The 13,639-nt window shown below is 67.3% G+C and carries 14 protein-coding genes and 1 pseudogene; 3 read left to right on the top strand and 12 right to left on the bottom strand.

Annotated features, from left to right (window positions below):
- Positions 1-6 precede the first annotated feature (6 nt).
- The 4 genes from carA to pyrR all read right to left on the bottom strand — a co-directional run bounded on the left by carA (position 7) and on the right by pyrR (position 4,151).
- The gene (gene carA, locus VVR85_RS01930) at positions 7-1,167 is read right to left on the bottom strand and encodes a glutamine-hydrolyzing carbamoyl-phosphate synthase small subunit (RefSeq protein ID WP_368519270.1); all 1,161 of its coding nucleotides are present in this window, start codon (positions 1,165-1,167) and stop codon (positions 7-9) included.
- Between the two features lie 75 nt (positions 1,168-1,242).
- The gene (locus VVR85_RS01925) at positions 1,243-2,604 is read right to left on the bottom strand and encodes a dihydroorotase (protein ID WP_368519269.1); all 1,362 of its coding nucleotides are present in this window, start codon (positions 2,602-2,604) and stop codon (positions 1,243-1,245) included.
- A 12-nt stretch (positions 2,605-2,616) separates the two neighbouring features.
- Positions 2,617-3,570 carry an aspartate carbamoyltransferase catalytic subunit gene (locus VVR85_RS01920; protein ID WP_368519268.1) on the bottom strand — a complete coding sequence of 318 codons (954 nt, stop codon included), beginning with the start codon at positions 3,568-3,570 and terminating at the stop codon, positions 2,617-2,619.
- Positions 3,571-3,572: 2 nt separating this feature from the next.
- Positions 3,573-4,151, bottom strand: coding sequence for a bifunctional pyr operon transcriptional regulator/uracil phosphoribosyltransferase PyrR (gene pyrR, locus VVR85_RS01915; RefSeq protein ID WP_368519267.1), 579 nt, complete (start codon positions 4,149-4,151; stop codon positions 3,573-3,575).
- Between the two features lie 280 nt (positions 4,152-4,431).
- On the opposite strand from pyrR, the gene VVR85_RS01910 reads away from it, so the two are divergent.
- From VVR85_RS01910 to VVR85_RS01900, 3 genes are all read left to right on the top strand, one after another.
- Entirely contained in the window at positions 4,432-5,808 is a 1,377-nt protein-coding gene (locus tag VVR85_RS01910; RefSeq protein ID WP_368519266.1) for a TIGR01777 family oxidoreductase, read from the top strand.
- Between the two features lie 166 nt (positions 5,809-5,974).
- Entirely contained in the window at positions 5,975-6,466 is a 492-nt protein-coding gene (locus VVR85_RS01905; RefSeq protein ID WP_368519265.1) for a YbjN domain-containing protein, read from the top strand.
- Positions 6,459-6,944: a YbjN domain-containing protein gene (locus VVR85_RS01900; protein WP_368519264.1), complete on the top strand. Its 486-nt coding sequence runs from the start codon at positions 6,459-6,461 to the stop codon at positions 6,942-6,944. Before VVR85_RS01905 ends, VVR85_RS01900 begins: the two co-directional genes overlap by 8 nt.
- Positions 6,945-7,203: 259 nt before the next feature.
- On the opposite strand, the pseudogene nusB reads toward VVR85_RS01900, so the two are convergent.
- The 8 genes and pseudogenes from nusB to VVR85_RS01860 all read right to left on the bottom strand — a co-directional run.
- Positions 7,204-7,707, bottom strand: a pseudogene (nusB, locus tag VVR85_RS01895) (transcription antitermination factor NusB); the annotation flags it as partial.
- 73 nt (positions 7,708-7,780) lie between these two features.
- The gene (efp, locus tag VVR85_RS01890; RefSeq protein WP_368519263.1) at positions 7,781-8,344 is read right to left on the bottom strand and encodes an elongation factor P; all 564 of its coding nucleotides are present in this window, start codon (positions 8,342-8,344) and stop codon (positions 7,781-7,783) included.
- A 116-nt stretch (positions 8,345-8,460) separates the two neighbouring features.
- The gene (locus VVR85_RS01885; protein WP_368519262.1) at positions 8,461-9,558 is read right to left on the bottom strand and encodes a M24 family metallopeptidase; all 1,098 of its coding nucleotides are present in this window, start codon (positions 9,556-9,558) and stop codon (positions 8,461-8,463) included.
- A gap of 131 nt (positions 9,559-9,689) precedes the next feature.
- Positions 9,690-10,139: a type II 3-dehydroquinate dehydratase gene (aroQ, locus tag VVR85_RS01880; RefSeq protein ID WP_368519261.1), complete on the bottom strand. Its 450-nt coding sequence runs from the start codon at positions 10,137-10,139 to the stop codon at positions 9,690-9,692.
- Positions 10,139-11,209, bottom strand: a complete 1,071-nt coding sequence (gene aroB, locus VVR85_RS01875; RefSeq protein WP_368519260.1) for a 3-dehydroquinate synthase — start codon at positions 11,207-11,209, stop codon at positions 10,139-10,141. The genes aroQ and aroB overlap by 1 nt, the downstream gene beginning before the upstream one ends.
- Positions 11,210-11,286: 77 nt before the next feature.
- Positions 11,287-11,823 (bottom strand): shikimate kinase, encoded by a 537-nt coding sequence (locus VVR85_RS01870; RefSeq protein WP_368519259.1) that lies wholly within the window; start codon positions 11,821-11,823, stop codon positions 11,287-11,289.
- A gap of 32 nt (positions 11,824-11,855) precedes the next feature.
- Positions 11,856-13,079: a chorismate synthase gene (gene aroC, locus VVR85_RS01865; protein WP_368519258.1), complete on the bottom strand. Its 1,224-nt coding sequence runs from the start codon at positions 13,077-13,079 to the stop codon at positions 11,856-11,858.
- A 44-nt stretch (positions 13,080-13,123) separates the two neighbouring features.
- On the bottom strand, positions 13,124-13,606 hold the full coding sequence (locus tag VVR85_RS01860; protein ID WP_368519257.1) for a prepilin peptidase: 483 nt from the start codon (positions 13,604-13,606) through the stop codon (positions 13,124-13,126).
- Between the last annotated feature and the right edge of the window lie 33 nt (positions 13,607-13,639).

Here is a 13,639-nt window from a genome sequence, read left to right as displayed (position 1 = left end):
TGGTCTTTACTTGTTTTCTGCACGCTGGCTGAGCAGCTCGATGAACTGGTCAAACAGCGGGTTGGCGTCGTGGGGGCCGGCGGCGGATTCCGGGTGGTACTGCACGGAATAAGCCTTGCCGCTCTTGAGCGCCACGCCCTCGACGGTGCCGTCGTTGAGGCAGGTGTGGGTGATGATGGCCGGCCCGAAGTCCGACTCGAACTCCCCGCCCGGCTTTCCGGTCGGGTTTTCCAGCGCGAAGCCGTGGTTCTGGGAGGTGATGTCGATCTTGCCCGTCAGGTGGTTTTGCACCGGGACGTTGATGCCACGGTGGCCGAACTTCATCTTGTAGGTGCCCAGGCCCAGCGCGCGGCCGAGCAGCTGATTGCCGAAGCAGATGCCGAAGAACGGGTAACCGGCGGACAGGATGTCGCGGACGATGCCGACCATCTCGTCGGCCGTGGCCGGGTCGCCCGGCCCGTTGGAGATGAATACCCCGTCCGGGTGGTACTGCTCAATCTCCTTGAGCGGGGTGCCCGAGGGCACGACGACGGTCTCGATGCCGCGGCGGGCGAAGTGGCGCGGGGTGGCGGACTTAATACCCATGTCGTAGGCGACGACGGTGTAACGCTTCTGACCTTCCGCTTCGACGGTGTACGGCGCTTCGGTGGTCACCTCGCCGGACAGGTCGGCGCCTTCCATGGCGTCTTGGCCCTTGACCTCGGCGAGCAGCTCCTCGACGTCGCGCTCGGCGGCCTCGCCGCTGAAGATGCCGGCGGCGATGGAGCCGTAGTTGCGCAGGTGGCGGACCAGGGAGCGGGTGTCCACGCCGCGGATGCCGATGATGTTCTGGGCTTCCATCTCCTCGGGCAGGCTGCGCTCGGCGCGCCAGTTGGACACGCGGTGGGCCAGGTCGCGGATGACCAGGCCGGCCACCCAGATGCGGTTGCCGCGGGACTCGTTGTCCTCGTCGTTCCAGCCGGTGTTGCCGATCTGCGGGGCGGTCGTCACCACGATCTGGCGGTGGTAGGACGGGTCCGTCATGGTCTCCTGGTAGCCGGTCATGCCGGTGGTAAACACGGCCTCGCCGAGGGTGGTTCCGGTGGCGCCGAAGCCGAAGCCGCGGAACGTACGGCCGTCGGCCAAGACCAGGATGGCCGGCGTAGAGGTGTGGGCGGAGTCAGTCATGAATGTGCCTTTCGCTGACTAGGAAATCTTGAAAAGTATTATATGCGGTCTGATGTATTTCTTCCACGACTGACTTTAGTCGTCAGCCCCGCGGGAGTACGTCACCGCGCCACGCAGGATGGTGTGGGTAACCTGCGCGTTGAATTCCTCCCCCTCATAGGGGTTATTCCGCGCCTTGGAGGCCAGCCGCGTCGAGTCCGAGGTCCACGGGCTGTTCGGGTCCACGAGCGCCAGGTTGGCGGGCTCGCCCACCGCGATCGGGCGCCCCTGGCCCGGCAGGCGGGTGATCTCCGCCGGGCGCTCGGACATCACGCGGGCGACGAAACGCCAGTCGGCCAGGCCGGAAGCGACGAAGATCTTGGCGATGATCGCCAGCGAGGACTCCAGGCCGAGCATGCCCGGCTTGGCGTTTTCGAACTCCACGCACTTGTCCTCGGCGCCGTGCGGCGCGTGGTCGGTGGCCACGCAGTCGATGACCCCGTCCAGCAGCGCCTGGCGCAGCGCCTGCGTGTCGTGCTCCTCGCGCAGCGGCGGGTTGACGCGGAAAACACCGTCGTAGGTGTGCAGCTTGTCGTCGGTCAGCAGCAGGTGGTGCGGGGTCACCTCAGCGGTCAGGGGGATGTCCTGGGACTTCGCCCACTTGAGCAGCTCCACCGTGCCGGTGGTCGAGGCGTGGCAGATGTGCACGCGGTTGCCGTAGTCGCGGGCCAGCAGGGCGTCGCGGGCCACGATGGATTCCTCGGCGACCCGCGGCCAGCCGGTCAGCCCCAGCTTCGCGGCGGTCTCGCCTTCGTGCGCCACTGCCCCGTCGGTCAGCCGCGGCTCCTCGGCGTGCTGGGCCAGCAGGACGTCCAAGCCCTTGGCGTATTCCAGGGCGCGGCGCATCAGCTGCGGGTCGGCCACGCACTTGCCGTCGTCGGAGAACATCCGCACCTTGGCGTCGCTGCGGGCCATCATGCCGAACTCGGTCAGCGTCTTGCCCTCGAGCCCCTTGGTGATAGAGCCCACCGGGTGCACGTCGCAGGTGCCAATGCGCTGGGCCTTGGCCCAGATGGACTCGGCGATGACCGGCTGGTCCGTGACCGGGTTGGTATTGGCCATGGTGAACACGGCGGTGAACCCGCCCTTGGCCGCAGCCTGGGAACCGGTCTCGATGGTCTCGGTGTCCTCGCGGCCCGGCTCGCGCAGGTGGACGTGCATGTCCACCAGGCCCGGCAGCAGGACGTTGCCCGCGCCGTCGATGACCTCGGCCTGCTGGGTTTCGTCGCCGGCCAGCTTCTCGGTCAGGCCCGCGCCGATCTCGGCGATGACGCCGTCGCGGACCAGGACGTCGACCGGGTCGCCCTCGCCGTAGGGGCGGACGTTGGTGATAAGCAACGGGCGCTGCGGCGCCGGGTGGGTGGCGCCGGTAGCCGGGAATTGAGAAGTGTTGGTCATGAGTATTTTCTCCTATTCCGCCGAGCTTTCGCCGCCGGCGAGCAAAGTGAACAAGACTGCCATGCGCAGGTGCACGCCGTTGTTGACCTGCTGCAGGACGGCGGTGTTGTCGTAGTCAGCCACCTGGTAGTTGATTTCCATGCCGCGGAGCATCGGGCCCGGGTGCATGATGATGGCGTCCTTTTTCATCTGGGCCGCGCGCTGCGGCGACAGGCCGTAGAGGTTGGCGTATTCGCGGTGCGACGGGAAGAAACCGCCGTGCATGCGCTCGGCCTGCACGCGCAGCATCATGACCACGTCGGCATCGGCCAGCTCCGCGTCGAAGTCGTAGGCCACGCGCACCGGCCAGTTCTCCACGCCGTTCGGCAGCAGGGTGGCCGGGGCGACCAGGGTGACCTCCGCGCCGAGCTTGGTGAGCAGGTCCACGTTGGAGCGCACCACGCGCGAGTGCAGGCAGTCGCCCACAATCTTCACGCGCAGGCCGGAGAAGTTCCCGCCGGTAATGCCCAGGCGCTGGCGCATGGTCACCGCATCCAGCAAGGCCTGGGTCGGGTGCTGGTGCGCGCCGTCGCCGGCGTTGATGACCGACGGGCCGTTACCGTCCGGGGCCACCCACTGGGCCAGCTGCTGCGGCGCGCCCGAGGACGGGTGGCGGATGATGATGGCGTCCGCGCCGATGGCGGCCAGGGTCAGGCCGGTATCGCGCAGGGACTCGCCCTTTTTCACCGAGGACGTCGAGGCCGACAGGTTAATGACGTCGGCCGACATCCACTTGCCGGCGGTCTCGAACGACGAGCGGGTACGCGTGGAGTTCTCGTAGAACAGGGTGTAGATGGTCCGTCCGCGCAAGGTCGGCAGCTTCTTGACCTCGCGGCCGTCGAGGACCTCTTTGAAACGGTCTGCCTCGTCCAGAAGCGCCACCAGGTCGGTCGCACTGACGTCAGCAATATCGAGTAGGTGCTTCATGACTAATCCTCCCGGTTAACGCGGGTCAGCACGACCGCGTCGCGGTCATCAAGGTCGCGGCTGTAGACGGCAATGTCCTCGTCGCGCGAAGTGGGGATGTTCTTGCCCACGTAGTCGGCGCGGATCGGGACCTCACGGTGCCCGCGATCGACCAGGCACGCCAGCTGGATAATGCGGGGGCGCCCCACATCGGACAGGGCGTCCAGGGCGGCGCGGATGGTGCGGCCGGAAAACAGGACGTCGTCGACCAGGATGACAGTCGTGCCGTCGATGCCGCCGCCGGGGATCCGGGTCGGCTGCAGGGCGCGGTGCGGTTTGGAACGCAGGTCGTCGCGGTAGAGGGTGATATCCAGGGAGCCGCACGGCACGGTCACCCCGGCGAATTCTTCGATCTTTTCTGCCAGCCGGTGGGCCAAAGGCACACCACCGGAAGGGATGCCCAGCAAAACGACTGGGTTCGCGTCGGCCTCATCAAGGGCCGTCTTTTCAATGATTTGGTGCGCGATGCGTGCGACAGTGCGCGCGACGTCGTCTGAGCTCAGCAGCTCAGTGGACTCCGCGGAGGTGTCGGAACCACTCATCGTGACCTCCTTCCCCGCCTCACGGTGCGGTCTTTAAAGGATGTCGAATAAGGGTCAGATGAAATTATTCACGTAGCCGGGTACGAGGCGTCGCCTTCCCCGCTCGTGCTAAGGCGAATTTTAGCAGCCTCGGTACCCCGATCGCACCCCTGCGCGTAGCTGAAACACATCCTCCCCCGAACTCGGGGGCGGGCCGAGCGCGCGGCCGGCCAAAAACTGGGACAATAGTTGGTTACACTCCACCGAATACCCGGACTTTTTAAAGGAGTTCTTCAACACCGTGACATTCCAGGCACAACACGTCATCCCCGCCGACCGCGAGCAGGTATGGGATTGGCACACCCGTCCCGGCGCCGTGAGCCGCCTGACCCCGCCCTTCCTCCCCATGGCCCCGCGGGAGCAGGCCCGCAGCCTGGCGGACGGCACCACCGTGTTTTCCCTGCCCGCCGGGCTCAAGTGGGTGGCCCGCCACGACTTGTCCCGGTACCGCCGCGGGGTGTCCTTCAGCGACGTGTGCGTCTCCGCCCCACTCAAGCGGCTGGCCTCGTGGCGCCACGACCACCACTTCGCCGATCACGCCGACGGCACGCTGATTACAGACACGGTGGACACCCGCATCCCCGATAGCGCGCTGGAGGCCTCTTTCGCCTACCGGCAGCACAAGCTAATCGGGGACTTCAACTTCATCAACCAGCTGCGGGATCAGGGCATCGACGTCCTGGCAACCGAGACCCGCCCGCTAACCGTGGCAATTACCGGCTCCCGCGGCTCCGTCGGGCGCGCACTGACTGCCCAGCTGACCACGCTGGGCCACCGCGTTATCCAGCTGGTCCGCTCGGAGGCCAAGGAGGGCCAGCGCACCTGGAACCCGAACTCGCCGTCGCGCAACCTGCTCGACGACGTCGACGTGCTGGTCCACCTGGCCGGCGAGCCCATCTTCGGCCGCTTCAACGACAAGCACAAGCAGGAAATCCGCGACTCCCGCGTGGGGCCCACTCGCAAGCTGGCCCAGCTGGTGGCCGCTAGCCCGGATACCCACACCTTCGTCTGCGCCTCAGCCATCGGCTACTACGGCAACGACCGCGGCGACGAGGTGCTCACCGAGGACTCCGCTAGCGGCGACGGTTTCCTGGCCGAGGTGGTCCGCGACTGGGAGGCCGCCACCGCCGAGGCTCGTGAGGCCGGCAAGCGCGTGGTCAACATCCGCACGGGTATCGCCCTGACCGGGGCCAGCGGCCTGCTACCGCTGCTGCGCGCACTCTTTTCCACCGGCCTGGGCGGCTCCTTCGGCGACGGGGACTTCTGGTTTTCCTGGGTCGCCTTTGACGACCTGTGCGATATCTATACCCGCGCCATCTTCGACACGGCCTTGTCCGGGCCCGTCAACGCGGCCTCGACTGCCCCGGTGCTCAACCGGGAGATGACCCAGGCCCTGGCCGAACAGCTCAAGCGCCCGGCCGTCATCCCCATCCCCGCCCTCGGCCCGGCCCTGCTGCTGGGCAAGGAGGGCGCCCAGGAACTAGCGCTGGCCGACCAGCGCGTGGCCCCGGCCAAACTGCAACAGCACGGCCACGTCATGCGCTTTGGCACTATCCAGGACACCTTCGCCCACGAGCTGGGCAACCAGCGCCTCTGGCAGCCCGCAGACGCGAACTAGCCGCCCGCGCCCCACGCCGGATTGCTCTCCGTTATGCTGGATGGACGGGTTACCCGCCGAATACCTCGGCGTCCCGCCGGCTTAGCCGGCACGGACTGGCCGGGGCCTCGGCAGGTAACGAATGATATTCGACCCCCTTTAAGCTACAAGTTTGGATTTTGTCCCAGTGACTGATGAACAACCCCAATTGCACCCGGACACCCCAGTGGAGCCGGTGACCCTCGCCCGCGTCGCGGAGATCTTCGACGCCGAAAAGCTGCAGTACCGGATGGAAAACCAGCCGGTTAGCGACGAGGAGACCATCGACATCCTGCGGACCGGTTTTTCCAACGCCGCCATCGCCATGCAGGTGCGGGAAAACACCCTCATCCTGGATTCGGTGTGGCGCGGCGACGTGCCAGCCTCCGAGGGCCCGAAGGTCCTGGCCCAGCTCAACCAGTGGAACACCGAGCACTTCGCCCCGACCCTACGTTTCTTTGAGACCGGCGAGGGCAGCCTGGCCGTCTCCGCCGTGCGCGAGCTCAACATCAGCCAGGGCCTGTCCCGCAACCAGGTCGGCGCCTTCGTGATGTCCACCTTGGACGCCGTCGTGCAGTCGTTTAACTGGCTGGAACAGCAGTACCCGGAACTCGTGACTTGGGAGGAGCACAATGACTAACCAGAATCCCACCGACACCGCCCTGCCGGAGGTCACCCTGGACCGCGTCATCGACGCGATGCGCACCTTCGAGATCGAGCTGGAAAAGATCGAGGGCCGCAACGACGCCGCCACGGCCAACCTCAACGGCCTGCCGTGCATGTTCGCAGTGCTGGACTCCGTGGTCATCGTCCGCTGCGACGTGGCTACCGACGCTTCCTTCTCGCAGGCTGATGCCGGGCTCTTCCTGGCGGCCAACCAGATCAACTCGGTCTCCTTCGGCGCCCGAGTGGCCATCGCCGAGCACGAGGACATGCTCATCGTGCGTTCCGAGCGCGACCTGCCGGTGGCCGCCGGCGCGACCGACGGCCAGCTGACCGCCGCGCTCCAGGCCGCCGTCGACGGCGTCATCGGCTCGCAGAACGCCATGGTCTCCGCCGCCGAGGAAATGGCCAAGATGGGCTCCGAGACCGCCCAGGAAGCCGGCGGCGAAAACTAAAAAGCCCAGACAGCACAAAAGCTGGCTGCCCTCCTTCACCAACCTCGCGCATTAGCGCGGGTGGATGGGAAAGGCAGCCAGCTTTTTAGTTTTCGCGGCCAGCAGCCGGAGGCCGGCTCAGCGGCTACTCGGCCGGCGAGTCCTTCTCCCCTTCCGGGGAATCCGCAGACTCAGCCTCTTCGGCTTCGGGCTCGGGTGCGGCCGGCGCGGCGGCCGGGGTCTCGGCAGCGGCCGGCTCCGTTGCTTCGGTGACGTCGTCGGTGCTCGTTGGGTCTTCGTCGGCATCGGCGGCATCTAGGTCCTGCTCGGCGGCCATCGGGCTGCCGGTGCGGCGGGACTGCGCGATGTCGTCGAGGACGGCGTTGATGTACGGTGCGGCCTTGATGTGCGAGTATTCGCTGGCCAGCTCCACGCCCTCGGTCACCGCGGTAGCCAGCGGCACCTCCGGGTTGAACAGCAGCTCCCAGGTGGACACGCGCAGGATGGCGCGCTCGACGGGAGGCAGCCGGTCCAGGCGCCAATCGTCGGAGAGGTAGCGGGCGATCGCGTCATCGATATCGTCCAGCTCTTCGGCCACGCCTTGGACGATCTCGGCGGTGTAGTCCGCGATCGGCGCAACGCCGTGCTCGCCTTCCAGGGCTAGGCCCTTTCGCTCTTCCACGATGGCCACCGGATCGATGTCGCGGTTTTCTGCCTCGTAGAGGATGTCGGCGGCACGCCGCCGTGCCCGGTACCGCGCGCCGTGGCGACGGTTACGGGACACACGCTCGGGAGACGAGCTGTGCTGCTCGTTATTTTCTTCCGTCACTGGGTCCTTCTTTGAATCTTGCTGCACGCTAGTTGCTGACGCGGGACAGGTACTCGCCCGTCCGGGTATCAACCTTGAGCACGTTGCCGGTCTCGATGAACAGCGGGACCTGGATCTCCGCGCCGGTCTCCAGGGTGGCCGGCTTGGTGCCGCCGTTGGAGCGGTCGCCCTGCAGGCCCGGATCGGTGTGCTCGACCTTCAGGTCAACGTTGATCGGCAGCTCGGCGAACAGCGGCTCGCCCTCGTGGAAGGAGACCTGCACGCGCATGTTCTCCAGCAGGAACTTGGCGGCGTCGCCGAACTTGTCCGGGCTCAGCTCGACCTGCTCGAAGTTCTTGTCGTCCATGACGACGTAGTTGCTGCCGTCGTGGTACAGGTAGGTCATGTCGCGGCGGTCCACCGTCGCGGTCTCGACCTTGGCGCCGGCGTTCCACGTCTTATCCGTGACCTTGCCCGAGACAACGTCCTTGAGCTTGGTGCGCACGAAAGCGGGGCCCTTGCCCGGCTTGACGTGCTGGAACTCAATAATCTGCTGGAGCTTATTGTCAATCTTTAGAACAAGACCGTTCTTGAATGCGGTGGTATCAGCCACGAATCAATCTCCCGAAGTCTGTTGGATTAAAAGTTACGTCTTGCCAGTTTACTATCCCTGCCGGAATGCGTGTAAAACCGGCGCCCACTTTTTAAATGCGGAAGGACCAGCGGCGGCTAGAAGGAACGCAGTTCCTTCGGCGAGCGGGTGATGATCGTCGGCGCGCCGTCCGTGATAATCAGCGTGTCCTCGATCCGCACGCCGCCCTTGCCGGGCACGTAGATGCCGGGCTCGATGGTCAGCGTCATGCCCGCGGCCAGGGTGCCCTTGGCATTGCGGGCGGCCGCGGGTGCCTCGTGGACCAGCAGGCCCACGCCGTGGCCGGTGGAGTGGACGAAGTACTCGCCGTAGCCGGCCTCCTCGATGACGTCGCGGCAGGCCTTGTCCACGTCCGCGAGTGCGGTGCCCGGGGTCGCCGCCGCCACGCCGGCTTCCTGAGAGCGCTTGACCACGTCGTAGATTTCCCGGGCGAAGTCGTTAGGCTGGCCGATGACGACGGTGCGCGTCATATCGGAGTTGAAGCCGCGCAGGTGGGCGCCGAAGTCGATGGTGACCAGGTCGCCGTCTTCGAGCACGCGGTCGTCGGCGCCGTGGTGCGGCAGCGCGGAGTTCGGGCCGGAGGCCACGATGGTGTCGAAGCTGGTGCGCTCCGCGCCGGCCGCGCGCATCCGGTACTCCAGGTCGGCCGCGATCTGGCGCTCGGTGCGGCCCGCGCGCACCTCGCCGGCGGCCAGCATCTCCTCGAAGGCATCGGTGGCCAGCTGCGCCAGGGAGTCCAGGCGTTCCAGCTCGAGCGGATCCTTGTAGAGGCGGATCTCCTCAATCACGCCGGAGATCGGCACCAGGGTCACGTCCTCCGGGCAGGCCTTCTCGAGTGCCGCGTGCTGGTTGACCGAGACCGTGTCGGCCTCGAAACAGACCCGCAGCGGCCCCTGGCCTTCCAAGGTCTTGAGCAGGGCCGTGCCGACGCCGCGCTCGATGATCGGCTCGATGTCCGGCACTTCCTGCTTGATCTGGGTGGTGTACCGCCCGTCGGTGGCAATCGCGGCGGAGAGATCCTTCTTCAGCAGCAGCGCGCCGTTCGAGCCGGAGAAATTCGACAGGTAGCGCACGTGAATCAGGTCCGTGACCAAAATCGCGTCGATGCGCTGCCCGGCTAGCTTCGCCGCCAGCTTGCGGCGCCGGTCGCTGAAACGAGTATCTGCCAAGGCCATGGTTAATCCTTTCCGCTCGGACAATGCACTAAAGGCAGGCCTTAGAAAGGCCCACCGCGTAGGACACCCATTCTAGCCTGTGTCCCCGGACACGGTAACCGTTTTCACACCGGCTGGGCCGCGGCGGGGGCTTAGACCTCGGCGGTCAGGTATTCCAGCGCCGCGAGGTAGCCGACCGGGCCCAGGCCGGCGATGACGCCGCGGGCGATGCCGGACAGATAGGAATGATGCCGGAATTCTTCTCGGGCGTGCACGTTGGACAGGTGGACCTCGACGAAGCCCGCCCCGTCGGCGATTTCCGCGAGGGCATCGCGGATGGCCACGGAGGTGTGGGTAAAGGCCCCGGGGTTGATGATCACACCGGCCCCGGCGTCGGCGGCGGCATGAACGCGCTCGATGATGTCGCCCTCGTGGTTCGACTGGAAGAAGTCCAGCTCGATCTCCGCGCCGGCCGCGCGCAGCTTCTCCCCGCGCTGGCCGATCATCTCCTCGATATCGGCCAGGGTGGTCGTGCCGTAGACGTCCGGCTGGCGCTTGCCGAGCCGGTTCAGGTTGGGCCCGTTAATGATGACTACCTGCATTAGTTGCTCACCTTCTCAAAAGCTTGGCGCAGCTCCTCGTCGCTCGGCCCCTCGATGCGGGTGGTAGCCCCCACCGCAGTCAAGGCCACGAAGCGGATTTTCCCGTCGCGGTTCTTCTTATCGTGGCGCATGGCCGCGTGCAGCTCCGGCCACTGGCCGTCGCGGTAGGCCACCGGCAGGCCGACGGACTCGAGGATGGTTCGGTGCAGGTCGACCACCTCGGCGTCGATGAGCCCGCGGGCCTCGGCCAGGTGCGCGACGAACATCATGCCCACGGCCACCGCGTTACCGTGCCGCCAGGAGTAATCCTCCGCGCGCTCGATGGCATGCCCGAAGGTGTGCCCGTAGTTCAGAGTCTCCCGCAGGCCGGACTCCTTGAGGTCCTCGCCCACCACGCGGGCCTTGACCGCTACCGAACGGGCGATGAGCTCCGGCAGGGCACCGTCCGGGTCCAGGCAGGCGGCCGGATCGCGGCGGTAGAGCTCGATGATCTCCGGGTCGTGGATGAAGCCGGTCTTGATGATTTCCGCCGAGCCGGCCACCATCTCTTCTGCCGGAAGGCTGCGCAGCACCTCGATGTCCGCGAAGACGGCTAGGGGCTCGTGGAAGGAGCCGACCAGGTTCTTGCCGGCCGCGGTGTTGATGCCGGTCTTGCCGCCGACGGCGGCGTCCACCATGGCCAGCAGCGTCGTCGGCACCTGCACCACGCGGATGCCGCGCATCCAGGTCGCCGCGACGAAGCCCGCCAAATCCGTGGTCGCGCCGCCGCCGAAACCGACGATGAGGTCCTGCCGGCCGAAGCTGGCCGCCCCGAGCTTGTCCCAGAGCTCGCTGACCACGCTGAGCTGCTTGGCGCGCTCGGCGTCCGGCAGCAGCCACACGTGGCAGCGCACCCCGGCGGCCTCCGCGGCATCGGCCAGCCGGCGGGCGGAAGCGCTTAAGACCTCCGGGCAGAGGATGGCTACCTGCGCTGCCCCGGAGTCGCGGATGGTCTCCACGATGGCCGGGGCTAGGCCGTGACCAATGTGGACGTGATAGGGGGCCGGACCGTTGACCGGGATGACGGACATGGGCTTCTCCTCGACAAGAAGTAGGTTGTGGTGTGCTGGTGCGCGCCCGGGCCGAGCTCCGACCCGGGCGGGTGTGTCTAGAGGGTCTCCAAGAACCCGAGGATATCCCCGACGACCTGCTGCGGGCTGCGCCCGTCGGTGCGGGCGCGGTAGTCGGCGACCTCGCGGTAGAAATCGGCGCGCTGGTCCAGTAGCTCCTGGTAGCGCGCCAGCGGATCCGCGGACTGCAGGACCGGGCGGGAGTTGTTGCTGGAGGTGCGGCGCACCCCTTCTTCGGCGCTGACTTCCACCCAGATGACGGTGTGGCGCTCCAGAAGGTCCCGGGTCGCCGGGCTGACTACGGCTCCCCCGCCGAGACTGACCACGCCGCCGGCCGACAGGGCCTCTGCCACGTGCTCTTCTTCCTCGCGGCGGAAGGCTTCCTCGCCCAGCTCGGCGAAAACCTCGCCGCAGGGCTTGCCGTGGGCGACCTCGATCAGCTGATCCGAGTCCACCAGCCCCACGTTCAGGGCCCGAGCGAGCCGGCGCCCGATGGTGGATTTACCGGCGCCGGGCGGCCCCACCAGCACCGCCAGCGGTCGCGGAGCTCCCGTCGCTAGAGGAGGTACGGTCATCGTAGTCCTGGCCTTTCCACTGTTCTTAGTCGTTATGATTCAGGCTTATCCTGCGGGAAGCTCAAGCGCTCGGCAACATAGTCCTGGTACGCGGCGATGTTGCGCTTGGTCTCCGCCAGGCTGTCGCCGCCGAACTTCTCCAGCACGGCGCGGGCGACGACGAGTGCCACCATGGCCTCGGCCACCACGCCGGCGGCGGGCACGGCGCACACGTCGGAGCGCTGGTGGATGGCGGTCGCGGCGGAGCCGTCGGCCATGTCCACGGTCTTCAGCGCGCGCGGCACGGTAGAAATCGGCTTCATGGCCGCCCGCACCCGCAGCTGCTGCCCGTTGGTCATGCCGCCTTCGAGGCCGCCCGCGCGGTTGCTGAGCCGGTCGACACCGTCGTCGGTGCGCACCATCTCGTCGTGCGCGGCGGACCCGCGGCGGCGGGCCTCGGCGAAGCCGTCGCCGATCTCCACGCCCTTGATGGCCTGGATGCCCATCAGCGCAGCCGCCAGCTGGGCGTCGAGGCGGTCCTCGCCGCTGATGTGCGAGCCCAGGCCGATGGGCAGGCCGTCGACGACGACCTCCACGACGCCACCCAGGGTGTCGCCCTGCTTCTTGGCGGTTTCGATCTCGGTGACCATGCTCTCTTCGGCGGCCTTGTCGAAGGAACGCACCGGGGAGGCATCGATGGCGCTAAGATCCGCGGGCGCTGGGGCCGGGCCTTCGTAGGGCTCGGAGGCCCCGATGGAGATGACGTGGGAGATGACTTCCACGCCGAGGGTCTCCCGCAGGAAGTTGCGGGCGAAGGTGGCCGCGGCCACGCGGGCGGCGGTCTCCCGGGCCGAGGAACGCTCCAGGATGGGGCGCGCCTCGGCGTGGTCGTATTTGACCATGCCGGCGAAGTCCGCGTGCCCCGGGCGCGGGCGGGTCAGCGCCGCCCCACGGCCCGACTGCATGGCTTCCGCGACCTGCGCGTCGTCCATATCCAGCGGATCCGGGCTCATCACGGTGGTCCACTTCGGCCACTCGGTGTTGCCGATCATCACGGCGATGGGGCTGCCCAGCGTCTTGCCGTGGCGGACGCCGGCGAGCAGGGTCAGCTCATCGGCCTCGAACTTCATTCGGGCGCCGCGGCCGTAGCCGAGCCTCCTCCGCGATAATTGCTGCGCAATTTCGTCCTTAGTAATCGGAACCCCGGCCGGCAGGTGCTCAAGCAGCGCGATGAGCGCCTGCCCGTGGGATTCTCCCGCAGTTGTCCAACGAAGCATGGCTGTCATTATTTCACGCCGGCCCTGTGAAGTGGTGCATCCGTCTACATAATGGGGGTAGCGGCCCACCTCCCCACCGCTACCGCGGCGGCTGCGAAGAGCATGGCCGGACCATGGGGAATGCCGCCGCGGGCCGCGCCCGGCCGCCGGCTGGTCGCGCTGCATAATAATCCGGCCGCCAGGGTCACCAGCCCGGCGATGACCATCGCGGCGAGCACCCCGGCGGCCCCGGCCAGCGCCGCGCAGGCGACCCCGAGCGGGAGCGCGAGCTTGATATCCCCGCCGCCTAAGCCCCCGGCCGGGCCCGGCAGCAACGCCTGGGCCAGGTAGATGCCCGGCCAGACCAGCCCCACGGCCCAGGCGGGGTTAATAAACAGAGCGAGCACCGCCAGCACCCCGGCGGGCAGGGTCAGCCAGTTGGGCAGGCGCCGGGCGCGCAGATCCCACCAGCACAGCGCCGCGGCCCAGGCGGCCAGCGCCGCAAGGCCTGCGATCTGTGCGGCACTGACCAGTAGTGGGTCACCCAATCCGGGCCCGTTAGGCGCAGCGTGCACCATGAA

The sequence above is a fragment of the Corynebacterium sp. LK2590 genome (assembly GCF_040946105.1).
Taxonomy (GTDB): Bacteria; Actinomycetota; Actinomycetes; order Mycobacteriales; family Mycobacteriaceae; genus Corynebacterium.
The sequence above is the reverse complement of the archived record's forward strand: the minus strand, read 5'-3'. Positions and strand labels throughout refer to the sequence as shown.

Coding starts and splice junctions, on each gene's coding strand:
- VVR85_RS01885 (WP_368519262.1), bottom strand. CDS start 9,558: ATGGCCTTGGCAGATACTCGTTTCAGCGACCGGCGCCGCAAGCTGGCG.
- carA (WP_368519270.1), bottom strand. CDS start 1,167: ATGACTGACTCCGCCCACACCTCTACGCCGGCCATCCTGGTCTTGGCC.
- aroQ (WP_368519261.1), bottom strand. CDS start 10,139: ATGCAGGTAGTCATCATTAACGGGCCCAACCTGAACCGGCTCGGCAAG.
- aroC (WP_368519258.1), bottom strand. CDS start 13,079: ATGCTTCGTTGGACAACTGCGGGAGAATCCCACGGGCAGGCGCTCATC.
- VVR85_RS01870 (WP_368519259.1), bottom strand. CDS start 11,823: ATGACCGTACCTCCTCTAGCGACGGGAGCTCCGCGACCGCTGGCGGTG.
- VVR85_RS01920 (WP_368519268.1), bottom strand. CDS start 3,570: ATGAAGCACCTACTCGATATTGCTGACGTCAGTGCGACCGACCTGGTG.
- VVR85_RS01900 (WP_368519264.1), top strand. CDS start 6,459: ATGACTAACCAGAATCCCACCGACACCGCCCTGCCGGAGGTCACCCTG.
- pyrR (WP_368519267.1), bottom strand. CDS start 4,151: ATGAGTGGTTCCGACACCTCCGCGGAGTCCACTGAGCTGCTGAGCTCA.
- VVR85_RS01925 (WP_368519269.1), bottom strand. CDS start 2,604: ATGACCAACACTTCTCAATTCCCGGCTACCGGCGCCACCCACCCGGCG.
- aroB (WP_368519260.1), bottom strand. CDS start 11,209: ATGTCCGTCATCCCGGTCAACGGTCCGGCCCCCTATCACGTCCACATT.